General features: G+C 37.7%; 25 protein-coding genes and 1 tRNA gene. 13 read left to right on the top strand and 13 right to left on the bottom strand.

Annotation, left to right across the window (positions count from 1 at the left end; genetic code table 11):
• From HS1_RS10805 to HS1_RS10780, 7 genes are all read right to left on the bottom strand, one after another.
• Positions 1-219 carry a sulfurtransferase TusA family protein gene (locus HS1_RS10805; RefSeq protein ID WP_066065237.1) on the bottom strand — a complete coding sequence of 73 codons (219 nt, stop codon included), beginning with the start codon at positions 217-219 and terminating at the stop codon, positions 1-3.
• A gap of 9 nt (positions 220-228) precedes the next feature.
• The gene (locus HS1_RS10800; protein ID WP_066065234.1) at positions 229-756 is read right to left on the bottom strand and encodes a YeeE/YedE thiosulfate transporter family protein; all 528 of its coding nucleotides are present in this window, start codon (positions 754-756) and stop codon (positions 229-231) included.
• 1 nt (position 757) lies between these two features.
• On the bottom strand, positions 758-1,249 hold the full coding sequence (locus HS1_RS10795; protein WP_066065231.1) for a YeeE/YedE thiosulfate transporter family protein: 492 nt from the start codon (positions 1,247-1,249) through the stop codon (positions 758-760).
• On the bottom strand, positions 1,246-2,091 hold the full coding sequence (locus tag HS1_RS10790) for an NAD(P)H-hydrate dehydratase (RefSeq protein ID WP_066065228.1): 846 nt from the start codon (positions 2,089-2,091) through the stop codon (positions 1,246-1,248). The genes HS1_RS10795 and HS1_RS10790 overlap by 4 nt, the downstream gene beginning before the upstream one ends.
• Before the next feature lie 5 nt (positions 2,092-2,096).
• A complete protein-coding gene (locus HS1_RS10785) occupies positions 2,097-2,639 on the bottom strand; it encodes a putative Se/S carrier protein (RefSeq protein WP_172793684.1) in 543 nt (180 codons plus the stop codon).
• Positions 2,640-2,646: 7 nt separating this feature from the next.
• Positions 2,647-2,743 (bottom strand) — tRNA-OTHER (locus tag HS1_RS13215).
• 3 nt (positions 2,744-2,746) lie between these two features.
• Positions 2,747-4,078: an alginate export family protein gene (locus tag HS1_RS10780; protein WP_066065222.1), complete on the bottom strand. Its 1,332-nt coding sequence runs from the start codon at positions 4,076-4,078 to the stop codon at positions 2,747-2,749.
• Positions 4,079-4,306: 228 nt separating this feature from the next.
• On the opposite strand from HS1_RS10780, the gene HS1_RS10775 reads away from it, so the two are divergent.
• The 7 genes from HS1_RS10775 to HS1_RS10745 all read left to right on the top strand — a co-directional run bounded on the left by HS1_RS10775 (position 4,307) and on the right by HS1_RS10745 (position 11,509).
• Positions 4,307-4,549 (top strand): ribbon-helix-helix domain-containing protein, encoded by a 243-nt coding sequence (locus HS1_RS10775; protein ID WP_066065219.1) that lies wholly within the window; start codon positions 4,307-4,309, stop codon positions 4,547-4,549.
• Positions 4,534-4,872: a type II toxin-antitoxin system PemK/MazF family toxin gene (locus HS1_RS10770; RefSeq protein ID WP_066065215.1), complete on the top strand. Its 339-nt coding sequence runs from the start codon at positions 4,534-4,536 to the stop codon at positions 4,870-4,872. The genes HS1_RS10775 and HS1_RS10770 overlap by 16 nt, the downstream gene beginning before the upstream one ends.
• Positions 4,873-4,951: 79 nt before the next feature.
• A complete protein-coding gene (locus HS1_RS10765) occupies positions 4,952-5,350 on the top strand; it encodes a hypothetical protein (protein WP_066065212.1) in 399 nt (132 codons plus the stop codon).
• Between the two features lie 161 nt (positions 5,351-5,511).
• Entirely contained in the window at positions 5,512-6,882 is a 1,371-nt protein-coding gene (locus HS1_RS10760) for a nicotinate phosphoribosyltransferase (protein WP_066065208.1), read from the top strand.
• 1 nt (position 6,883) lies between these two features.
• Positions 6,884-7,435 (top strand): AmmeMemoRadiSam system protein A, encoded by a 552-nt coding sequence (gene amrA, locus HS1_RS10755; protein WP_066065205.1) that lies wholly within the window; start codon positions 6,884-6,886, stop codon positions 7,433-7,435.
• The gene (gene mutS, locus HS1_RS10750; protein ID WP_066065201.1) at positions 7,425-9,992 is read left to right on the top strand and encodes a DNA mismatch repair protein MutS; all 2,568 of its coding nucleotides are present in this window, start codon (positions 7,425-7,427) and stop codon (positions 9,990-9,992) included. The genes amrA and mutS overlap by 11 nt, the downstream gene beginning before the upstream one ends.
• 5 nt (positions 9,993-9,997) lie before the next feature.
• The gene (locus tag HS1_RS10745) at positions 9,998-11,509 is read left to right on the top strand and encodes an N-acetylmuramoyl-L-alanine amidase (RefSeq protein WP_066065198.1); all 1,512 of its coding nucleotides are present in this window, start codon (positions 9,998-10,000) and stop codon (positions 11,507-11,509) included.
• Positions 11,510-11,644: 135 nt separating this feature from the next.
• Here the strand turns inward: HS1_RS10745 and HS1_RS10740 are convergent, their stop codons facing one another.
• Positions 11,645-13,087, bottom strand: coding sequence for an SLC13 family permease (locus HS1_RS10740; protein ID WP_066065195.1), 1,443 nt, complete (start codon positions 13,085-13,087; stop codon positions 11,645-11,647).
• A 715-nt stretch (positions 13,088-13,802) separates the two neighbouring features.
• Between HS1_RS10740 and HS1_RS10735 the strand changes: the two genes are divergently transcribed.
• The gene (locus HS1_RS10735; RefSeq protein WP_066065193.1) at positions 13,803-14,327 is read left to right on the top strand and encodes a hypothetical protein; all 525 of its coding nucleotides are present in this window, start codon (positions 13,803-13,805) and stop codon (positions 14,325-14,327) included.
• Here the strand turns inward: HS1_RS10735 and HS1_RS10730 are convergent.
• Together HS1_RS10730 and polX are read right to left on the bottom strand one after the other, a co-directional pair.
• Positions 14,291-14,911 carry a lysophospholipid acyltransferase family protein gene (locus HS1_RS10730; RefSeq protein WP_066065191.1) on the bottom strand — a complete coding sequence of 207 codons (621 nt, stop codon included), beginning with the start codon at positions 14,909-14,911 and terminating at the stop codon, positions 14,291-14,293. The two genes, HS1_RS10735 and HS1_RS10730, sit on opposite strands and share 37 nt — an antisense overlap.
• Positions 14,908-16,617, bottom strand: a complete 1,710-nt coding sequence (gene polX, locus HS1_RS10725; protein WP_066065188.1) for a DNA polymerase/3'-5' exonuclease PolX — start codon at positions 16,615-16,617, stop codon at positions 14,908-14,910. The genes HS1_RS10730 and polX overlap by 4 nt, the downstream gene beginning before the upstream one ends.
• A 94-nt stretch (positions 16,618-16,711) precedes the next feature.
• Between polX and HS1_RS10720 the strand changes: the two genes are divergently transcribed.
• Genes HS1_RS10720 through coaE form a run of 3 tightly spaced genes read left to right on the top strand, consistent with a single transcriptional unit; the run spans position 16,712 to position 18,754 of the window.
• Positions 16,712-17,200, top strand: a complete 489-nt coding sequence (locus tag HS1_RS10720; protein ID WP_066066599.1) for a CarD family transcriptional regulator — start codon at positions 16,712-16,714, stop codon at positions 17,198-17,200.
• A gap of 38 nt (positions 17,201-17,238) precedes the next feature.
• Positions 17,239-18,150: an RluA family pseudouridine synthase gene (locus HS1_RS10715; protein WP_245669987.1), complete on the top strand. Its 912-nt coding sequence runs from the start codon at positions 17,239-17,241 to the stop codon at positions 18,148-18,150.
• Positions 18,143-18,754, top strand: coding sequence for a dephospho-CoA kinase (coaE, locus tag HS1_RS10710; protein ID WP_066065182.1), 612 nt, complete (start codon positions 18,143-18,145; stop codon positions 18,752-18,754). Before HS1_RS10715 ends, coaE begins: the two co-directional genes overlap by 8 nt.
• On the opposite strand, the gene HS1_RS10705 is transcribed toward coaE, so the two are convergent.
• Together HS1_RS10705 and HS1_RS10700 are read right to left on the bottom strand one after the other, a co-directional pair.
• Entirely contained in the window at positions 18,742-19,563 is an 822-nt protein-coding gene (locus HS1_RS10705; protein ID WP_066065179.1) for a sulfite exporter TauE/SafE family protein, read from the bottom strand. The genes coaE and HS1_RS10705 overlap by 13 nt on opposite strands.
• 43 nt (positions 19,564-19,606) lie before the next feature.
• The gene (locus HS1_RS10700; protein WP_066065176.1) at positions 19,607-20,827 is read right to left on the bottom strand and encodes a hypothetical protein; all 1,221 of its coding nucleotides are present in this window, start codon (positions 20,825-20,827) and stop codon (positions 19,607-19,609) included.
• Positions 20,828-21,002: 175 nt separating this feature from the next.
• On the opposite strand from HS1_RS10700, the gene HS1_RS10695 reads away from it, so the two are divergent.
• Positions 21,003-21,410 (top strand): CBS domain-containing protein, encoded by a 408-nt coding sequence (locus tag HS1_RS10695; RefSeq protein WP_066065171.1) that lies wholly within the window; start codon positions 21,003-21,005, stop codon positions 21,408-21,410.
• Positions 21,411-21,463: 53 nt separating this feature from the next.
• Here HS1_RS10695 and HS1_RS10690 read toward each other — a convergent pair whose 3' ends face one another.
• A complete protein-coding gene (locus HS1_RS10690) occupies positions 21,464-22,438 on the bottom strand; it encodes a hypothetical protein (RefSeq protein ID WP_156469459.1) in 975 nt (324 codons plus the stop codon).
• Between the two features lie 286 nt (positions 22,439-22,724).
• On the opposite strand from HS1_RS10690, the gene HS1_RS10685 reads away from it, so the two are divergent.
• A complete protein-coding gene (locus tag HS1_RS10685) occupies positions 22,725-23,726 on the top strand; it encodes a sulfite exporter TauE/SafE family protein (RefSeq protein WP_066065163.1) in 1,002 nt (333 codons plus the stop codon).
• Positions 23,727-23,735 lie beyond the last annotated feature (9 nt).

Genomic DNA, 23,735 nt, shown 5'->3' with positions numbered 1-23,735 from the left:
TTATTTCTCAATAATAATCTTTATTTTTTCTCCTTCTTCTATTTTCACTTTGCACCCCTGTGATTGGGCCAAGCGCTTAACATTTTCTTTAGAAGGAGCATAATCAACAATTACCTCTAATACCTCACCTGGTCCCATTTTATCCAACATGGCCTTGGTTTTGATCACTGGCATGGGACACACTTCTCCACAAACATCAAGTGTATATCTTTTCCCCATCTTAACCCCCTATTTAAGCAGCACCTTGATTATGGGCACTAACAGTTTGTGAAAAATAACGGCACCTATAGCAAAACCTACAATATAACTTAAGGCACTGCGGCTACCTTCAGCGGCCATAACATGCTGTCTGAAAGGACAACCTCCTGCTAACACTGAAAAAAATCCCACCATTGCACCTCCAACAAGAGCCAGGAATAAGTGGTAAATCACTATAGGCGACCAAGTAATGGGATCTCCTGGCACCGGTAAGGCAGGATTAGGTGTAGCCTGAATGCCCATAGTCTTCCATTTTTTCAAAAATACCCCAGCACCATTTATAAACCAAGGAAAGGTCTTTAAAGTGGCACAAGGAATGATATAATGGAATAGAATAAAGCCTAAAAATGCCCCTATAAAAAAGCCAAACAGGCCTTTAATTAAATAGGTATCTTTGACCAGCACATAATCCCGCATTCCCCCAATAAAACAAAGCCGTGCGCGTTGACCTAAATAACCCAATAGAAAGCCCAGAAATAAACTATAAATTACAGGCATTTTACCCTCCAAGTTTTACCAAGTGTTTGATTACCTTACAGCCTAAAAAGACGCCTAAAAAGATAGAAAACAATCCAGACATGGCGGTAAGGTCTAAATAGGCAGCTTTTAAAGTAGTGCGAATTGGACATCCTCCCATCATTAACGCACCTATACAAACTAACATACCCCAGACAAATTCTACATGAGGCCTTTGCCACCACACCCGCATAGTCCTCCACTGAAATTCTTTGTTGACTTTTGCTGCCAAGAAGGCACCAATAACCACACCCACAATAGTCAACAGTGGGAAATGGGCAGAAACAGGCCCACCAATGAATTTACCACTATAAAAACTAGGATAAATTTTTAAAATAATCCAATTGTCCAAATCTCGCACATGACAGGCAATACAAACTCCATAGGCTGGAGGAGGAATGATTTTAAAAAATGCCTGTCCTATAGCTGCCCCAAGACCAACAAGAAATCCTACTTTTGCCGCTGTCCATCTCATTTTATCACCTCCTTTATGGCCTTTGGAATAAATTTTATAATTTCTGAAATAGTTGTTGCTGGTGTAGGTTGAGCTAAATTTCCAGCGATGCGGTTAATCTTGGCTGCCAAAATAGACGCTTTATCCAGAGAAAAGCCTGCTGTAATAAGAGCGGATAGGATTCCTACCAAGGCATCACCTGTACCACCAATAGCCTCCATAGCCTCAACCATGGGTGAAGAGACAGAAGTAATAATTTTTCCATTTTTGACAATCAAATCTTCTCTTCCCTTCACAAGTGCAAATTCAGGAAGATTTTTTGCAACATAGGCTTCTTTTATTAAGTCTTCCATATTATCTGTATCCATCTCAAACAAAATCCGTTTGACATAGGCAGGATGAGTGGCATTTTTATCTGCCAAAAAGGCCAACTCTCCTGCATCTGGTGTAAATACATCCACTTTCCTTGCCAAACCGGAACCCTTGGCTAGATACATCATGCCTGCATCAGCTACTATATATTGAGCAGCCTGGGAAAGTTTGGGAAATATCTGTTTAAATTCCTCCACATAAGGCATCATGTAATGACCGCAAATAACGGTTTGTTTGTTTAAATCGTTTTTCTTTAACCAGGCAAAGAGCTTCTTTGTGCCCTTACCTTCACCCTTATCACCAATAAGAATGGCCTGGGGTGGGGCCTGTTTTAAGGCAGAAAGGGTCATATAAGAAGCAGCCAGAAGGGCAGAGGTGCCCAGGTTTGGTTCTAGAGAAACCGGGCCAGCACACAGCTTTCCCTCTTTAAAAATTACTGACCCAGTAACAACTTCTTTTAGTTCAATGGGAATAGTGCCAATGACCAGCATAACTCTTAGTGATTTTCATTTAATAACTCAAGGCCTTTTTCAATTGCCCTCTTTAACATATAGGCACAGAGGGAATGGCCTTTTTCCATAACCACCATTGCCTCTTCTAACCGTTTACCCATAAGATTTTGGGCCAAAAATGGGACATCAGGGCACCCACCCCCTGAAACATTGACAATCATAGCTGTGTTTTTATCAAAAGTAACTTTCATATTTGCAGCTCGCACTAAAATATAGCCATTTATTTCTTTTATTTTGGTAATTTCTAAAGGGGGTTCATTAGTGTTTAAAGGAGAAATTTCATAGGAAACATTAGTTTTATTTAAAATCCTCTCAATGGCCATTTGTTCTACTAAATCAAACTCTACTGCCAAATCACACCCCTTACGCAAATGGGGCGGCGGAGCAACTCCTTTAACACTAAAACCATGCCCTTGCAAAAGTTTCTCTATGGCCATAGCCGTAGCCACATCTTCCACTAAAATTAACCCCTTTGTTTGAGGAGAAGCCCTTTTTTTCAATAGTTTCTGTTTAATCTGTTTAAACATTGTCATTTGGAGGCCGGATTTCGGAGTTGAACCGAACAGGATGCTTTTTAGGCATCCTCAACGGGTTTGCAGCCCGTGGGAAGCACCGGCTCCCTGATCCGGCCATTTTAAAATTCAAAGCGTATTTCCATGGAGAAAAAGTCAGCATCACTACTCTGGCCTGTTTGGGCTACAAATTTTCCGGCAAAGAAATGCGAATATGTACCTACTAAAGTAAAATATTTTGCAAAGTCATAAAAGAAGATAAAATCAAGCTCGTTTCCTATATAGTGACTTGCATCCTCTTGGCCAAACCTCTGAACTTTTTTATAGGCATTATACCAGTTGTCCTCATTGGCAAATAACCAAAAGGTATGAAATGCAGCCCCACATTTTAAACCCTTAACCGGTTTTATCCAGGTCTTAAGATTAAGGTCATGCATATTCTGCCAACCCATCAAATCCATATATCCGTATGAATAATGAGGAGTAGCATAGAGCTGGTCAAAGGTATGATAGTCTCCATTACCCGGATGGCTATCCCCAGTGGCCATAAAGTATTCCAGACCTATAGTGGGTTTCCATGGCATATCAAAGGCATACCATGTGTCTAAATAAAAGGCCCCTGCTATTCTGTCTTGGAATTCACTCCCTACCAATGCATCTCCCAGCTGAAGGCTGCCATTTATATCATAACCAATAGAACTTCCTATCTTTCCATAGGCTCTAAGGCCTATGGTGTAAATATCTTCTCCATTTCTGCGGTCGTCATAAATGGTGTATATATCAAGACTAGCTCCTGAAAATAAATCTTTTAAAGTAAGCCAGCCTACAAGGGTGTTGGCAGGTTCACCAAACCAGGTATGCTCAAATAACCTGCCTGTGTGCTGAGGTCTTACCCAGTTTAAATAGGCAAGGTCCAACTTAAATTTTTTATCCTCAAAGGTTACCATGGCTCCGTCATACGTAATGACTTTATTTCCCCAGCCAATGGTAGTCCCAATGAGTCTGTGTTTTAAATAGAATACTTCTCTTCTTCCTGCCCAGAAAGAAAATGAGCTATTTTTAGGCTGATAAAAGACATACGCCTGTTGCACATCAAAGGCAGTGTCATAGGCGTAAGGAACAAGTGGTTTGTAAGGGTGAGGTTCTGTAAAATCCCGTGCATCTTCAAACATTAGATGAAATCCTATTTCTTCTGTGGGCATAAATTCCACATAAATTCTGGTTTGTAAGAGGGAGAGGTCATCATGCACCTTCTTTTGTCCATTGGGAATATAATAGCCGTCTTTTATCTCCTGTCTAAATCTAATCCTTCCTCCAAACTTAATTTTCCCATCCCAAACACTGGTTCCATTTTTGTATTTGGTAAAATTTGCCTCTAAATAATCTACTTTCCCAAAAAGCACGCACACCATTACTATCCAAAACAGTGTCCACTTTTTAAATGCTTCCCTCATTTTTTCCTCCTTTATGAAAATTGTTGGCTAAATATAAATAAGAAAAAATAATATGTCAAATTGAAAATTTTTATAGATAATATTTTTTCTATAAAAGATTGCTATAAGAACCACAAGGATTTCTAAAATCCACGACGGCAAGTGACCCTGGTCGTTAGCCACAAAAAACAAAATAATTCTTGAAATAAAATACAGTATGATATATTATCATACTGGGAGGTGATGAAAATGCCAGTTTCAAAAATTGCAATTACAATTGATAATGAGCTGGTTAAGGAAATTGATTTATTGGTAAAATCAAATTTATTTCCAAATAGAAGTAAAGCTATTCAAGAAGCTGTTAAGGAAAAATTAGAGCGGTTAAAAAGGACTCGATTAGCTAAGGAGTGTGCTAAACTTGACCCTGAATTTGAGGAAAATATGGCAGAAGAGGGATTTTCACTGGAGATAGAAGAATGGCCAAGATATTAAGGGGAGACATTTGCTGGGCTGATTTAAATCCTGTAATAGGGAGTGAACAGGGCGGTTTTCGCCCTGTTCTTATTTTGAGTCATGATATTTTTAATGAAAGATCCGGTACCGTGATAGCTATGGCAATTACAAATCAACCTCAAAGAGCAGGATTTCCTTTAACCTTTGAACTTTCAGAGACAAAACTCCCTAAAAAATCGTGGGTCAAAATAAGTCAAATTCGAACATTATCTATCAAAAGGATTAGGGGAAAAATTGCAAGTATTTCTCCTGAGGGACTTGAGTTAATTATAGAGGGATTAAATGAAATAATTAGAGGTTAACAAAAGGGTCCACCTGACCGCCATTCCGCTGGCCCATAGCGGCAGGTGAGCCTGGTCGTTATACAAAAGGATTAATGAAATGAAAGAAGATATAAAAAAGGCAGTTTATAAGAGGATAGCTGGATCGCAGACTTGGTATCCTTCAGGCAGAGCGAAAATAAGAGTGGGACAAGATATTGTCCACGTTCGCTTTTGCTCCACTAACCGACGTTCGCCTTCAAAATACAAATTCAATATTAATCCCAACACGCTAACAGCAGATTTTGAATTGTGGATTTGCGGTGATGAAGAAACATATTTTCTTATTCCAATCGAAATTATTAAAGAAATATATAGAGACCCCGATACATATCAGGATTATCATCACGAAGGAATAAAGGTAGTTTCTATCAATACAGATGAAAATTATGTGCAATATGCAAGAGGAGGCAAATCGATTGATTTGAATCCATATTTCAGATCAACTTTAAATCGATGATTGTATACAAAAAATCAGGGTTTGGTCTCCACATTTGACAAAAGTGGCATAATGGCAGGTGAGCGAAGTTTTCCCTAATCTGTCTGCCGAACAGTTATTACGGATTTGGGGGTTCTAAGTCCCTTGAAAGAGGAGCGGATATTAGGTATTTTAAAAATTAAATGAAAACAATGGACAGGGAAATCAATAATAAAGCTCTATTAACTGACCTTTATGAGCTTACTATGGCCACTTGTTACTATAAATATCAGATGTTTGCCCCGGCTACTTTTAGTTTATTTATTCGGGAATATCCTCCGCATCGGGGTTATTTTGTCAGTGCTGGTTTAGAAGATGTATTGTGTTTTTTAGAATCTTTTCATTTTAATCAGAAAGACCTGGATTATCTGGACAACTTAGGCATTTTTCCTAAAGATTTTTTGCATTATTTAAGCACTTTGAGGTTTACAGGAGATGTCTTTGCCATTCCAGAAGGAAGGATATTTTTTAAAGATGAGCCTATTTTAGAAATCACTGCTCCCATTATTGAGGCTCAATTGGTGGAACCTTTTGTGATAAATGTCATTAACTTTCAGACAACCATTGCCACCAAGGCCAGTAGATGTGTATATGCTGCTAGAGGGAGAAAATTGGTAGACTTTTCTCTAAGGCGCACCCAAGGAGTGGATGCAGGATTAAAGGTGGCTAGAGCAAGTTATATTGTGGGGTTTGGTGGGACTAGTAATGTATTGGCAGGAAAATTGTATAATATTCCTGTTTTTGGCACCATGGCTCATTCTTTTATTACCAGTTTTAAAAAGGAGATAGATGCCTTTAGGGCGTTTAGCAAAATATTTCCCCAAAATACAGTGCTATTGATAGACACTTATGATACCATTATTGGTGCCCATAAGGCAGCCATTATAGGAAAGGAGCTTCTTTATCAAGGCAAAAAATTAAAAGGGGTAAGATTAGACAGTGGAGATATGGCTCCTTTAAGTAAAGAAGTAAGACAGGTCTTTAAAGAAGCAGGTCTTAATAATGTTATGATTTTTGCCAGTGGCGGATTTGATGAATATAAGATAGCTAAAGTTCTGGAACAAGGCGCAGAAATAGATGCCTTTGGAGTGGGAACCAAAATGGGTGTTTCTGCAGATGCTCCTTATACAGACATTGCTTATAAATTGGTTGAGTATGATGGGAGGCCAGTGTTAAAATTGAGCATGGGGAAAAAAACACTGGTAGGGCAAAAACAGGTATTTAGATTAAAAGAGAAAAATAATTTACAAAAGGACATAATTGCCCTTCGCACAGAAAAGCTTGATGGCGAACCTCTTCTTACACCAGTGATGAAAGAAGGAAAACGATTGTTCCACAGCGAACCATTAACAAAGATCAGAGATAGATTCCAAACAGAATTTGCTGCCTTGGATGAGAGTTATAAAAGATTAGAAAACCCTGCAATATATTTGGTAGAGTTAGGTCCTGCGTTACAAAAACTCCAAAAACAAGTGGTTTTTAAGGTAAGAGAAAAAGAATTAGGAGAGAGTTAAAATGAAGCTTAGTGATGAACAAAGGCGTTTTTTATTAAAATTAGCCAGAGATACTATTAAGGCAGCCTTAGACCACCGTCCTTTACCTCAAAATACAGTAGATGACCCTGTTTTATCTCGTCCTTGTGGTGCCTTTGTTACCTTACATAAAGGAGGACAATTGCGGGGATGTATTGGCTCTCTGATTGGAGAGAGGCCTCTTTATATTACCATTCAAGAAATGGCTATAGAAGCTGCCTTTAGAGACCCCAGATTCCCTCCCCTAAGTGCAGAAGAATTACCCCAAATTGAAATTGAAATATCGGTGTTATCCCCTTTAGAACGTATTACTAATGTAGAGCAAATAGAGGTAGGGAAACATGGTATTTATCTTATAAAGGGATTTCATAGAGGTGTGCTTTTGCCTCAAGTAGCTACTGAATATGGTTGGGATAGATATAAATTTTTAGATAATACTTGTCTTAAGGCAGGTCTCCCTCCAGGGTGTTGGCGTTCAGGGGCAGAGATTTATATTTTTTCCGCGGAAGTATTTAGTGAGGGAAATGAAAAATAAAACCCTAACACCGGCTATGCGTCAATATCTAGAAATCAAGCAGCAGTATCCTGATGCTATTTTGTTTTTTCGCATGGGTGATTTTTATGAGATGTTTTTTGAGGATGCAGAGATTGGTTCCAAGATATTAGAAATTGCTTTAACTTCCAGACAAAAAGATGTGCCAGAACCTGTTCCTATGTGTGGCATCCCCTATCATGCCCTTTCTTCTTACCTGCCTAAACTGATTAAGCAAGGTTATAAGGTAGCTATCTGTGAGCAGGTAGAAGACCCTAAGCAAGCAAGAGGGATTGTGCGACGAGAGGTAGTTCAGGTGATTACCCCTGGTATGATTTTGGAACCAGAATATCTAGAAACCAGCAAAAATAACTACTTAGCTGCTATATGCTCCTGGGGTGGGGGTTATGGCTTGGCCTATCTGGATATCTCTACTGGTGATTTTAAGGCTACACAATTTAGCAGTTTAGATATGTTAAAAGAAGAGTTAAATCGATTAGAACCCAGTGAACTACTGGCACCAAAAAGCCTTTCTTTACATTTTAATCCCAAACACATTGTTTTAGCCTCTCAACCTGATGAAGCTATCTTAGATTTAGAGCAGGCCCAAGAGATACTGAAGTCCCATTTTGATATTCCTTCTTTAGGTGTGTTGGGTTTAAAGGATTGGCCTGCAGCTGCTATATCTGCTGCCTGGATTCTTCATTATGCAGAACAAGGGCAAAAGACTATTTTACCCCATATTACCCGCTTGCAAACTTATACTTTAGATGAGTTTATGGTGTTAGACAGTGTGACTTTTACCCATCTGGAGGTCTTTAGACGTTGGCAGGGAGATAAACAATGGACACTTTTTAATATCCTCAATAAAACCCTTACTCCTATGGGTGGACGCTTATTGAGAAACATGCTTCTACGCCCCCTGAAAGATGTAAAGGCTATTAAAAACCGTTTAACTCAGGTAGATGCCTTTGTGCAAACTGGTCTATTACGTAAGGCTATAAGGGAAAAATTGGATAAAATAGGAGACTTAGAAAGAATTAATAGCCGCATTGTTTTAGGCAGGGCACATGCCCGTGATTTAGTGGCCTTAAAAAATTCTTTACAAATGTTGCCAGAAGTAAAACAGTTATTACTTTCTAGCCCTTCCATGCTTCATCAGCAAAAAGGAGAGCAATTAGACAGTTTGGAGGATATTACCCAGTTAATCAGTGAGGGGATTGTAGATGAACCCCCTCTTTCTTTAAAAGAAGGAGGGTTGATTAAGACGGGGTATCATGAGGGTTTAGATAACTTGAGCAAACAGACTAAAGAGGCCAAGTCCTGGATTGCCAACCTAGAGAAAAAAGAAAGGGAACGCACAGGGATTTCTAACCTTAAAGTAGGGTATAATAAGATATTTGGCTATTATATAGAAATAACTAAGTCCCAGTTAAAACAGGTGCCTGAAGATTATATTCGGAAACAAACTTTGGTGAATGCAGAGCGGTTTGTTACCCCTGCTTTAAAAGAGTATGAAAACTTTCTTTTAGGGGCAGAGGAGAAAAGAAATGCCTTAGAATACCAATTATTTATAGAAATAAGAGAAAGGGTGGCTAAGGCCAGTAATAGGCTATTAAAAGTAGCAGCTCAATTAGCAGAGATAGATGTGATGTCTGCTTTAGCCGAGGTAGCAGTGCAAAATAATTATGTGTGTCCTAAGATAGAGGAAAAAGATGAGATTTTTATTAAAGAAGGTCGCCATCCTGTTGTAGAGCAAATAAAGGATACCCCATTTGTGCCTAATGATATTTGTTTAAACGAAAAAGAACGTATTTTGATTATCACTGGTCCTAATATGGCAGGAAAATCTACTCTTATTAGACAGATAGCTATTATAGTGCTTATGGCCCAGATAGGGAGCTTTGTGCCAGCCAAAGAAGCAAGAATTGGTATTGTAGATAAGCTTTTTACCAGGGTTGGAGCCTCTGATGCCCTTCCTGAAGGAAGGAGCACCTTTATGATAGAGATGGAAGAAACCGCCCGCATTTTACATCAGGCAACCCCTAAAAGTCTGGTGATTTTAGATGAAATAGGCCGTGGAACCAGCACCTTTGATGGCATGAGTATTGCTTGGGCGGTAGTAGAGTACCTCCATGATTTGGGAGGAAAGGGGGTTAAGAGCCTATTTGCCACCCATTATCATGAATTGACTGAACTTGCTCAAATAAAGCCAAAGATACGCAATTATAATGTGGTAGTCAGAGAATGGGAAGGAAAGATTATTTTCTTATACAAACTCCTTCCTGGGGGAAGTAGTAGGAGTTATGGCATTGAAGTAGCTAGATTGGCCGGATTACCCCCTAAGGTAATTGAGAGGGCATTTAAAATCCTTCATATGTTAGAAAATAAAGAACAGGAACGAGTGGATGAAGAACGGGCCCAAAAATACCTCCAACCTTTTTTGTTTACCCCAGGACATCAAAAAATTGTGGATCGGTTAAGGAAATTAGACCCTAACCGGATTACCCCTTTACAGGCCTTAACGATTTTACATAAATTTAAAAATATGATAAATTAGTTGACATGCAGCGGTTTCTAGGCACTGTTAGTTTGTTTTTCTTCTTTTTCTATGGGATATGCATTCCTAATGTCTATTCCCGAACTTTACCCAAGGTTGCCATTAAAAAAATAAGGGTTTATTCTTTACCCACAGGGATAAAGATAAAATTAAATACTACGGGAAAATTTTTCTATAAATCTTTTATTCTTTCTTCCAGAAAATCAGAGAAATACATAGTAGTTGATATCTGGCCTGCTTATTTACCACAAGTGAGAAAGACCATTTCTGTGAGACATCCTCAGGTTAAAAAAATAAAAATCTCTCAATTTAATAGAAAAACAGTGCGGGTGGCGATTCAGCTTACCAAGAAATTAGCTTATAACACTAAAAAATGGAAAAACAATTTAACTTTGTTTATTCATTCTCCTAAACCCTTGAAAAGAAAAAAAAAGACTTGCATTTTAGGAGTAAAAGTAAGTTATCCACCCCCGCAAGGATTAAAAATTATCATTAACACCCAAGGTAAGCCACATTTTAAGGACTTTATATTACCTGGTTTTAAAAAATTAAGTCCTAGATTGGTTATAGATTTGTGGCCGGCTTATTTGCCTAAAGGGTTTATGAAAAAAGCAAACATCAAACACCCTTTTGTGTCTCAATTGCGGGTAGCTCAGTTTAATAAACAAACCGTAAGGATAGTTTTATCACTTAAAATTTCTAGAATACCTTACAAAATTAATTTTCAGGGAAATAGGCTTATTTTGAACGCTTTTTCTGCTACTGCTTCTGAAGGTTCTTCAGCCATCTTGCCTTCTATTTTAGGGTTAAAGATTAAAAAAGTAGTTATTGACCCTGGTCATGGAGGACGAGACCCAGGTGCTATTGGATATAAAGGCTTAAAGGAGAAGGATATCACTCTAAAACTGGCCTATTTGTTAAAAAAGAGGTTAGAAACTGATTTGGGATGTAAAGTAATTCTTACCCGTTATAGAGACAAATTTGTTTCTTTAGAGAGAAGGGCAGCCATAGCCAATAGACACAAGGCAGATTTGTTTATTTCTCTGCATTGTAATGCCTGCCCCAGTCATCGCTTACATGGAATAGAAACTTATTTTGTAGGGTTGACAGATGACCAATATGCTTTGGCGGTAGCAGCGCGTGAAAATGCCTCTCTTAACAAAGGTAGAGGAGAGCTAAACGATGTCTTGCTTGATTTATTAGCCAAGGCCAAGATAAAGGAATCTGCTTATTTGGCAGCAGAAATTCAGAAAAGTTTAATCCAATACTTAAGGGGTAAAAGATATAACCCCGTGAGAGATTTGGGTGTAAAGCAAGCACCTTTCTATGTCCTTATTGGCACAGATATGCCTGCGGTGTTAATAGAAACAGGTTTTATTGACCACCTTAGAGAAGGCAGACGCTTCTGCCGTGAAAGATATCTTCAACGCCTTGCAGAAGGGATTGTAAGAGGGATTGAGAATTATATTAAAGTGGTTAAATATTCTCCCACTATGGAAAGAGGAATAGGAGGGTAAGAGAGAGTGTGAAAATCCAAAGTTTCAGGTGCAAAAGTGAAACAGGTAAAAACTTAAAGCCATGGTTGGTTTGTGCTTTATTCATTATTTGAATCTCCATTAAAATTGCTTTGCCACAACCTTCAGGGCAATTTTTTAAAATGTTCCAAATATAGTAATATAAGCAATAATCAACATAGCTCCTAAGAGATTTAAGATAGTTCCTGTTTTGGCCATATCAAATACTTTAATAGCATTAGTGCCAAAGATAATGGCATTAGGGGGAGTGGATACTGGTAACATAAATGCACAAGAAGCAGAGAGAGTGGTTAGGACCATTAAAGGCAGCGGATTTATCCTTAAACTTATACTCATAGAAGCTACAATAGGCAAAATCATTTGAGTACTAGCAGTATTTGAGGTAAATTGAGTTAAAATTATCATTAATAGAGAGATGGCTATCATAATCAAAAAAGGATGCAAGAAAGACAGACCTTGGAGTTGCTCCCCAAACCATGCTGATAACCCTGATTGTTTAAAACCTGCTGCCAGGGCAAATCCACCTCCAAAGAGCAAAACAATGCCCCAAGGCAGTTGGGATGCGGTTTCCCAATCCATAATAGTTTGATGGTCTCTAGCAGGTATAAAAAATAGGGGGAGAGTCATGGCTATGGCTACTGTTCCGTCGTCTATAAACTTAGGGACAGGGAATAGAGAGGACCAACCAGGTATCCTAAATCCCCCAATAGGAATATCCTTTCTGGTAAACCATAATAAGGCCAGAAGAATAAAGTCAATCATTACTACCCACTCTTCAAATTTCATAGGGCCCAGTTTTTTGTATTCCTTATAAAACATGTCTAAATTGACCTGAAACTTCACATTTTTACAAAATAACAGGAAAATTAATAACCAGGCACATAGAAAAAACACTATTACTAGAGGGAGGGCAAACACAAACCACCTGGCAAAGGAAATCTCTGGGGCTTGAGGGAAATAGATAGAAAAGATTTTTACTAAGGCCAGATTAGGGGGGGTTCCTATCAAAGTGGCCATTCCCCCAATAGAGGCTGCATAGGCAATGCCTAGTAAAAGTCCTTTAGAAAATCGAGAAACCTTTTTCCCTTCAATGTTTTCTTCTAATTTAGCAATAATGGCCATGGCTATAGGCACCATGACCATGGTAGCAGCGGTATTTGAAATCCACATAGATAGAAATGCTGTAGCCCCCATAAATCCTAGGACAACCTGCCAGGGGTTTATACCCATCCATAACATGATTTTTAAGGCAATCCTTTTATGAAAATTCCATCTCTGCATAGCTAGGGCTACGATAAATCCACCAATGAATAAAAGTATCACATCATTAAAATAAAAGGCAGAAACGGCTTTCCCATTCATAATGCCCAGAATTGGAAATAAAACCGCTGGTAATAAGGCTGTTACGGCTAAAGGAATGGCTTCTGTAACCCACCAGATGGCCATAAGTAAAGCTACTGCTGCTGTATATGTGACTTGAGGGTTGCCTGGTTTTAGATTAAGAAAAAGGACTAATATGATACTTAAAATAGGGGCAATAATTAAACTGAACTTGGCCATTTTATTGCCTTTTTTACAGCAATTTTTTTTATATTAAAACCACTTTATTTACCATATGTCCATAGCAGGGTATTTTATAGGGTAGGACTTCGTCAAAGTAATTTTAACGGAGATCCAAATGATAAGCGCACCTGTCTGCCGACAGGCAGGATGGCTCAATACAGAATGCAAATTGAAAAATGCAAAATCGCCTTCTGTCAAATTGGAACGTTAGCACGGTTACACGATGAGACGTGCTTAGTCCTTAGTCCCTAGTCCTTAGTCTCTAGTCAATTCTAGTCTTCTTTTTGATTGAGGCATTACAAAGTTGCAAGTTGGAAAGTTGGCAAGTTAAAAAGTTGCAAGTTAACACGTTGGAAATGGGAATTGGGAATTTCTATTTTCTGTTTCCCGTTTCCCTTTCCTTCTTTATGCACGTTAACACGTTGACACATTGACACGTTTACATGTTAGAATTGGGAACTGGGAATTTCTGTTTTCCGTTTTCTATTTTCTTAACTGTATTTTGTAGGTTTGACCCCAATTCCACTACATTTGACTATTTCGTTCCCTCACTATTTCACTACTCACTGATTTAATGTTTTGGCATTTAGACATTTGGATTTCATTTGGCATTTGGATTTTTTATTTTTATTAAATTACTTATGGCCTGACTTTGCCGTGGCCCTGTGTTATTTCCTTGCAGATGTAGATATTGTTTAGTATAATGTAAAATATGGACAAAAAGCCTTTTTTGAAATTTTTAATCATCTTCCTGATTGTTTCTATGAGCTGTGGACGTAAGCCTAAACCTATGGGTTCTTTATTCCCAGAAACTTTACCTCATTTGCATCTAATGAAGATAATAAAAGGTGAACAGGCCAAAAAAGAGGTAAATAAATTACATGGAACTGAAATCCACCTCAAAAATGCCTGGATAGCACATTATAGAGGCAGCTTTTCTCAAGGCAATTGGCATGATGCTACTATATGGGTCTCAGAGGCTTATACCCAAAAGGAAGCGGAATCTCAAACAAAAAATATGATGGAAAAAATTATGCAAAACCCCAAATCCCCATTTCATCATTTTAAGATTAAAAATACCAATGAAACAGAATTATATACCTTCTCAGGCATGGGGCAAAAACATGCTGTATTTCAAAAAAATTTGTTAGTATTTTGGATCTCAACTACACCTGAGATATTTGATAGGGTATTAAATTATTACCTTAGCCATTCCTTTCCTAAAGTTCCTAAATAAAAAAGATATTTTTCTAATTCTAAGGCCAATTTATTAATTTCATCCTTATTAGCGGATTTAGACACATAAAGTGGTTTCCCATAAACTACTACTCCAGAAGAAAAAGGAATGGGTATCTCCATTTTATCCCAACTGGGAAGTGTTATACTATATTTATAAACTACATTTAAAGGAACAATAGGGTATCCAGAATGTCGGGCCAGAAATAAGACCCCTCCTTGCACCTTGTGTAATGGTCCCTGAGAGCCATCTACAGCTAAACCTACATCATAGCCTTGTTTGAGGATATTTGCGAGTTGTTTTAAGGCTGGAATTCCCCCTCTATGACTAGAACCTCTAAATACAGTGAATCCAAACTTTTTAAATGCTGGAACTATCAACTCTCCATCTTCACTTTTACTCACGATAGTAGCAATTTTTCTCTTGCGGCCTAGAAGGAAAATACCAGGTAGAATTCCATGCCAACCTGCATAAATAACGGGAGAATAAGGCAAAGAAGACAAAAATTTCTCCTTTATTCGGCAGGTTTTATACAAGAAATCTATAAACAAAGGCGCAAGGGAACTAGCCAGTTTCTTAATCATTTTTTTCTTTTTAAAAAATGTATAAGCTGGTCATAGCTCATAGTGTTTAAAACATCTCCTTTTTCTAACCATCCCCTCCTGGCAACAAACACACCTAGGCGCAAGTATTCCATTTGGTCTAAGATGTGGGCGTCTGTGCCTATGGTCAATTTTATTCCTTTGTCTCTGGCGGTTTTTGAGAGGATATCATTTAAATCAAGTCTTTTAAAATAGGCGTTGATTTCCAAACATGTATTGGTTTGGACAGCCTTAGCAAAAACCTGTTCTAAGTTGAGTGAGTATCCCTCTCTTTCATTAATAATACGGCCAGTGGGATGGGCAATACTATGGACATAAGGATTTTCCATAGCCCTTACCATCCTTGTAGTTAAAGTAGCCTCATCTTGTTTGAAACCAGTATGAATTGCTGCTATTACAAAATCCAATTCCTTCAATATTTCATCAGGGTAATCTAATGAACCATCGTTTAGGATATCTACTTCTGTCCCACACAATAATTTTATATCAGAGCTAGACTGGTTAAAAATCTCTATTTCTTTTCTTTTTCTTCTTAAATCTTCAACAGAAACACCACCTGCCACTTTTAAACTCTGGGAATGGTCACATACCGCTACCCATTGTAGTCCCATTTCTCTGGCCTTCTCAGCAATTTCTGACAAAGTGGCAGCCCCATCACTATATTTTGAGTGCACATGTAAATCTCCTTTAATTTCTCTTAATTCTAATAATTTTGGCAATTTATTTTGTAAACCCGCCTCAATCTCTCCTCTGTCTTCCCTTAATTCAGGTGGAATATAAGGCAACCCCACTGCTTTAAAAACCTCTTCTTCCTCTTTACCGCCAATATAATTGTCTCCTTCAAAAATTCCATATTCGTTAATTTTTAGCCCCTTTTTGATAGCCAACTCCCGAATACGAATATTATGTGCCTTTGACCCTGTGAAGTAACAAAGAGCCGCCCCATAACAGTTCTTTTCCACTACCCGCAAATCAACCTGCAAGCCATCTTGGGTCCGAATACTGGATTTAGTTTTGCCTTTGGCAATAACATCGCTCACTATAGGCAGTTTGGTAAATACTTCCATTACCTCTTGAGGTGCAGAAGAGCAAACTAAAATATCAATATCTTTTACTGTTTCCCGCCTTCTTCGGACACTACCTGCTATATCAATTCTTTCTAAATGGCATTTTTTCTTCAAAGTTCTGATGATTTCTTCAGACACAGGTAAAATAAGACCCAATGGTCTTCTTTCTCTTCCCTTTTTTACCAATTGGATGCCTTTTAAAATGTTTTCTTCTGTTTTGGCCTTAAAGCCAGGTAACTTTTGAATTTTGTGTTCTAAACACAATTTTTCTAAATCATCTAAACTGGTGATGCCATAATGTTCATAAATTGTTTTAGCAGTCCGAGGACCTACACCAGGAATAGCTACTAAGTCAAGTAATCCTGGCGGTATTTCTTTTTTTAATTCTTCATACATTTGCAAAGTGCCTGTATGGATAATCTCCTTAATTTTTTGTATTAAATCTTGACCAATTCCTGGTATTTTCCTATTTGTTTGGATTACTTTAGTTATATCTTCTGCTAGATTTTCTATATTTTGGGCTGCCCGTCTATATGCTCTAATACGGAAAGGATTTTCTCCTTTTATCTCTAATAAATTAGCAATTTCATAAAAAACTCTGGCTACTTCTTGGTTGTGCATTTAATATCTCCAGGTCTTTAGTGTTATAATAATGAAATTTTACCATGACTGCAATAATTTTGCATTTTTGTAAAAATGTGGTATAATGGTCGCCATGTTTAAAGTAGGTGATTTGGTGGTATATCCCACTCATGGGATCGGAGTTATAAAGTCTATTGAATCAAAAAATCTTTTAGAAGGAGAGAAAAGAAGTTTTTATATTGTGCAACTTTTAGAAAATAATATGGTTATTATGATACCTACAGATAATGTCCAATCAGTTGGACTAAGGCCACTTATCTCCAAAGAGGAAATTCCTAAAGTCTTTTGTGTTTTAAAGGAAGGTAAAAGATTATCTCTCAATGGCGGAAGCTATAATAAAAGACATAAAGAGCTTATGGACAAATTAAAGACCGGCTGTATTTATGATACTGCTGAAGTATTGAGAGATTTGGCTTTATTAAGAGAAGAAAAAACACTTTCCTTTAGCGAAAAAAAATTGTTAAATACCGCCCGAAAATTGTTAGTTCAGGAAATTTCCATTGTCCATCAATCTCCTGAAGAAGTAGTAGACACACAAATTAGAGAAATTTTAAATCTGTGAAGCGCTTCTTTTGTTCCTCCAACCATGTGGGCAAAAGATTGGATATCTTTTTAACAGAATTAACCGGCCTTACCCGTTCTCAAATAAAAAAAGCTATTGACCAAGGGCGAGTAGAGGTCAATGATAAAATTGTTACTAAAGCTAACTACAAATTAAAGGGAAAAGAAAGGGTGGTTTTTTCTCCTCTTCCTCCTGTAGAATTAGATATTACCCCTGAGCCTATTCCTTTAGATATTATTTATGAAGATGAAGATTTAGTGGTTCTTAACAAGCCACCTGGTCTGGTGGTTCATCCTGCACCAGGTCATCTAAAGGGAACATTGGTGCATGCCCTTCTCTATCACTGTAACCATCTTTCTGGAATTGGCGGTGTGAAAAGACCAGGTATTGTTCATAGATTAGACAAAGATACCTCAGGCCTTATGCTGGTGGCTAAAAATGATGTTGCCCATCAAGAATTGAGCCAACAATTTAAAGAAAGAATAATCAAAAAACAATACTTGGCCTTGGTATTTGAAATCCCAAAGGGAAAAACGGGAGTGATAGATTTTTCTCTAGGACGTCATCCTAAGGAACGAAAAAAGATTTCTATTAAAACCAAAAATCCGCGCTCAGCCTTAACTTCATGGCAAAGAAAAGAAACCTTTCCTCATTCAGCTCTTTTACTCTGTGAACCCCAAACCGGCCGCACTCATCAGATTCGAGTTCACCTTAGCTCTATTGGCCATCCCATTTTAGGTGACCCTATTTATTTCCGTAAAAGCAAAATCAAACAGATTCCATTGAAGAAAGTAAGACAGATATTCCAACAAATACCCAGGCTTATGCTTCATTCTTGGCAGTTACAGTTCATTCATCCTGTTACCAAAGAAGATATGAAATTTGAAGCACCATTACCAGCGGATATGAAAGAGGTCATTAACTCTTTAAAGCAAGTGGCAGATGCTTAAGATTGCTCTTACTGGTAGTCCAGGTAGTGGAAAGACCACTGTATCAGAGATGTTTAAAGCATTAGGAGCTGAGGTTATAAATGCAGATAAAATCTGCCATAACTTCTTTATCCCTTGCCAAAAAAGTTATCATGAAATTGTAAATTATTTTGGCAAAGAATGCCTCAACCCGGATAAAACTTTAAACACCAGTTACCTGCGCCAAAGACTTATTTCTTCTAAAAAAGATAAACAAATTTTAGAAACCATTTTACACCCTAGGATTTATGCCAAAATTATGGAAATCCTGAATCAATTGAAAGAAAAATTGGTTATAATTGAAATTCCCCTTTTATTTGAGGTAGGTTGGGAAAGCGATTTTGACAAAGTGATTGTGGTTTATGCAAGTAAAGAAAGATGTCTCAGCCGTTTGCAAAAAAAGGGGCTTTCCCTACAAGAGGCAGAAAAAATTCTTGCCCTACAATGGCCTATAGAAAAGAAAATAAATAAGGCGCATTTTGTCATAGATAATAATGGTGATTTAAATACTACTGAAAAACAGGTAAAAGAAATCTGGAGGAAATTAATAACTGACTATTTTAAAGTTGCTTTCTACCTGAAATAACCTAAAATATACTTTGCTGCGGGGATAAAAATGAGAAAGGCAAGGATGGTTTTTATTACCCTTTCAGGAATATATTTTTGTATCCTTGCCCCAGTATACATACCTAGCATACCCCCTATACCAAACAAAATAGCAATTTCCCAATCAGGTGGATAACCTAACAAGTAGTAAAAACATACGCCCATTATAGAAGTAGTAAATGTGCCTGTAAGGGTGGAACTAGCGATAGCATGGGGTGGTAACATAAATACCGAAATCAAGATAGGGGCTAGTAATGCCCCACCCCCAATTCCATAAGCCCCAGAGATAGTTCCAGTGAAAAGAACAAGTAAAAAGATAACAATAGGTGAAAAAGAAAAATCTTCATGAGCAAAAGAAAATGTGACCTTTTTAAAGGATATCTGTTTAATTTGAATTTCAGTAACCGCCTGTATTTTCTTCTTTCTCACCAATATTAATCTCAAGCCAAGGCACATTAAGACAAGGCCAACAAATAATTTAAAGGGTTTGGGATTAAGCAGAAAATTGGTTCTAATAAATGCCCCGATAAATGCTCCAGGAATACTTCCTGCTATAATAGAAAGGGCCAAGGGAACCAAAAACCTCTTTTCTTTCCTAAATCTCTGAATGCCACTGGGGATAGCGATTATATTATAAGCCAGATTGGTAGCACTTGCTATAGGAGAAGTAATGCCCAAAAGACTTATTTGAACAGGCATAAGCAGAAATGCCCCTGAAACTCCAGCCTGTGAAGTAAGACTAGCAATGATAAAGGCTATCAAGGGTAATATAAAAAGACGAAAATCCATTCCGCTCCTTTGTATGCCGCCAAAAAGGCGGCTTAAAAATTCTTTAGAATCTAAATTGAAAGTAAGTGCTGAAGTCAGTCATATTGCGTTGTTTGCCCTTGGTCAGAAGATAATCTTCTGCACCATTAGTGTACCATACCTGATCAACACCAACCGCTAACCAGGCAGAGTATCCTTTGATGAAGTAATTAAGAAAAATTGAGGCACGATTATAGGTAACATCTTTATTATTATAAGCATTATCTGCGTTCATCTGCTCAAATCTCACTGCAATAGCAGGCCTTCCATAACCAATAAACTTATTATAAAGGAATTGCCCTGCAACCCACCAGAATTGACTATCTTCTGACTTACCATCAACTTTATGAGTATTTTTTGAGTAAATGTATCCACATTGTAACATAGGGATATATCTATTTTCCCTACCAAATCTTTTTTCCCAAAAACCATCAATAGCAAACATCTCATTGTCAAGACCATCCCATATCTCTTCTCTAGAATATCCTACACCAATGTTAAATACATCTCTTTTCCCAAGGTAAGAATCCCCCCTTGTCCCTTTAATGGACTTTTCGGGTTTATATCCCAACCAAACAGGGGTAAAGACAAGCCTTACTGTGGGTCTAACACCTTTAAAACCACCCTCATCTGTGCCAAAAGGCTTGTTATTGGGCTGATTAAATAAACCTAGGTGATATTCAAGCATCCCATTAAAGAAGTATCCAAAGGCCGTAATGCCTGGATGTCTAATTTGAAGACAGGTTTCTTTTGTGTTAAGATATTTATTGACATTACCTTTAAATACGCTATGGATATCATATCTATAAAAATAGTCAGTAGGAATGAGTTTTTTGTAATCAGACCTTTGGTGATATCTGCTAAGAGGTATACGCTGCCTGCCAAACCTCATCCTAAACTCAGGACGAAATACAAGATTTACACCCGTCTCTTTCATAAAAGCTTTAGTGCTATCCTCTCTTTTTTCCCCACTTAGTTTATGTGGTTTATAATAATTCTCCCATTGGGTAAAGAATTGAACTAATTTGTTAATCTGACCTTTAACATAAAACTCTGCCTCTGTCATCTCAAAATAGTTTTGACGATAATCTATCTCATCACCTCTTTTATCCATATTGAAATAAAACAACTGCCCCCTTATAACAAAATCAGCCCAAGTATCTTTAGAAACTTGGATCCGATACCCATAGGCCAAATTTACCCCAAAAAAAGTAATAATAAACAAAAAACTAAAAAAACGCTTCATTTTTTCCCTCCTGAAATTTTTAAGTAGACTTTTTTAGCCTAGGCAAAAATCATGCCATACATTAATGTTTTAAGCCTGCTCGGAAGGTACATCTAAAAATGGCTAATTTATTCAAGGGCAATTTAAGGCATGATAATTGCATTTTAGAAAATTGTAAAAATCTTAAGGAGGGGATATGAAAGCAGAAGAAATAATGACTAAGAAAATAGAATACATAGAACCTGACGCCTTTGTTTATGAGGCCTTAGAAAAGCTTATTGACAAAAGAATTAGGTCTTTGGTGGTAAGGCCTAAGGATGAAAAGAATGTTTATGGAATAGTTACGGTAAGGGACATAGTCTTTAAGGCTATCGGTAAAGGGCTAGACTTGGGTAAAACAAAGGTAGAAGAAATTACAACAAGGCCCGTGGTTTGTATTGAGAAAGATATGGACATAGAACATATTGTAAAATTGATGGCTAAATTTAATATTGCAAGGGTCTTTGTAAGTGAAGGAGGAAAGATAATTGGTATTGTAGCCTTATTTGACATCATAACTGCCTTTATAAAGGAAAGTATGGGATTAAAACCCTTAGGGGTGTGAGACACAAGGCACTGCCAACGAGCCAAATTGCATTGAGTGGTGCGGAGTTTTATCTATTCAGGACTCTTAACGCTAAATTCTAAGGTATCTTCTTTAATACGGAATTTTTGATCCAAGAAGCTACCCAAAATACCTGTTTGAAAGGCAATTTTAGTCTTGCCTGAAGCCTTTCCCTCTCTGTTAAACCAAGTCTCCATGGGCACAAAATAATCAGCCCCCTCTCTTTTTACTGCCAAAAAATAGCATTTTGAGGGATGGTCATTGATAAAACCAGTAACATCAAAGACAAAATTCGTCTTCTCTTTAACACTGACCTTACCTAAATCTAGGCCTTGTCTTTCCATCTCTCCTACCCGTCTGTATTCAGGAAAATTAGGCTCTTCTATATCTTCTTCATCAACAATGGGGTCCTCTCCCTTGACTTGAGGTTTATCAGAAAAAAATAGATGATATGTTTGAGGTCTATTTGGTTTTGTAATAAAAGTTATATAAAATAGGGTTTTTCCAATCTTTGGCACAATAGGTGGGCTTATTTCACTTTTTTCAGAACTTTCCACTGGTAAAGGCCTGGCTACCTCCTTTTTTAGCGATGGGATTATAGTCCCAATTATATCTGTTGACAGTTTTCCTATTTTTGGGATTACTTCATTTAGGTTAGAACATTCCGCAAAAAAGGGAGTAACCCTTTCTTGCTCTATATTAATAAGCTTGAGATCAATACTGGCACTGTTCCCAAACATGGTTAGACTGCCAGATAGAACATAGTCTAGATTGAACTCCTTTGCTAGTTTATTTATATCTTTTGAGGCCTTTTTATCTATATCCACTATCTCAATATGTCCCTCCCAAGAAAGTCTAGTTTTTAACATTACACATAGCCCTTGCTGAAGATAGGTAAGGTCTTCAGAAGAATAGATTTTAAATGGCAAAATAGCCAACTTCACAGGTGGTTGAGAAAGGGCAATCCCTGAAGAAAATATCCATAATATTGAAAGAGATATAACCCACCAAAGGTTTCTTTTTATCATGTTCAAAAACCTATAATTTTTATCAATACTAGTCAATAGGATTCTCCTTGATGAGAAAACTCTCAACAAAAAGTTTACAAATTGTATCCTAAAAAATGACACTTCCCCTGTGCTTTACCCAATTTTTACAGAGTTAGCTTGATTGTTTATTTGGCATGAGTTTTGCCAAGATAAAACCATGGTGAAGTGCACGATGTGTAATTTCCCACCGGGTTACCCAAAGTGTTCCCTGCCCAGGAACATTGGTACCCCGGAGGGGATAAATAAAAAAGAAGGAGGAAATTTAATGGATAAAAAGAGAAGAATTTTAAAACTAGGTTTTTTGATACTTGCCCTTCTAGTGAGTATAGCCACCCTATATGCCGCTGAAACCAGTCCTCAGGTAACGCAAGTAACAGAACAAACAGTGGGAATGAGTCCACTAACATTTTTTATTATCCTACTTGTTGTCACCACCCTCATGGGTATCTTTGCAGTGTTAGCAGGTGTAGGTGGGGGTGTTATATTTACGCCCATTATGATGGGATTTACTCCTATAGACTCCTATATCATCCGGACTACAGGGCTATTTGTGGCCATGTCTGGTGCCCTAGTTGCAGCCCGGCCATTTTTAAAAAGGGGTATTACCAATGTCAGGATACTATTTATGGCTGCAGTGCCATATGGAGTGTTTTGCATTATTGGCGCACTCCTAGCCGGGTATATCCATGCAACTATGGGTGTAACTGGAGAGGCGCTAGTTAGAGGCACACTGGGGATTATAGTAATTGCCATCGGCCTCTTATTTGTATTTGCCGGGGGAAGGGCAGAGTGGCCAGAAGTCAAGGAGGTTGATGGATTTACTGAAAAGATGGCCTTGGATATGGGCTATTGGGAAGATTCACTAAATAAGGTAGTTGACTATAAGGTCACAAGGGCGTGGCTAGGAATTATTCTTTTCTGTGGTGTAGGTTTAATATCAGGGATGTTTGGACTAGGCGCAGGCTGGGCAATGGTACCTGTGTTTAATTTGGTAATGCTTGCACCATTAAAAGTTGCCGCCACATGTAGTAAGGTATTAATTAGTATAGGCGATACCGCTGCTATTTGGCCATATATTGCTGGAGGGGGAATGTTTGCCTTGTTTGCCGTCCCCTGTATGATTGGTCTAATTGGAGGAACACTTATTGGGGCTAGAATTATGCTCAAAATCAAGGCAGGATTTGTCCGATGGCTCATTATAGTCATTATGTTTTTTGCAGGAATTAGATTGTTAATGAAGGCAGCAAAAATGTTACATTGGATGTAGGAGGATAAA

Origin of the sequence: Candidatus Desulfofervidus auxilii (assembly GCF_001577525.1) — a bacterium.
In the GTDB taxonomy this organism is placed as follows: Bacteria; Desulfobacterota; Desulfofervidia; order Desulfofervidales; family Desulfofervidaceae; genus Desulfofervidus; species Desulfofervidus auxilii.
Note: the sequence above shows the minus strand (reverse complement) of the source record. Positions and strands in the feature narration are given on the sequence as shown.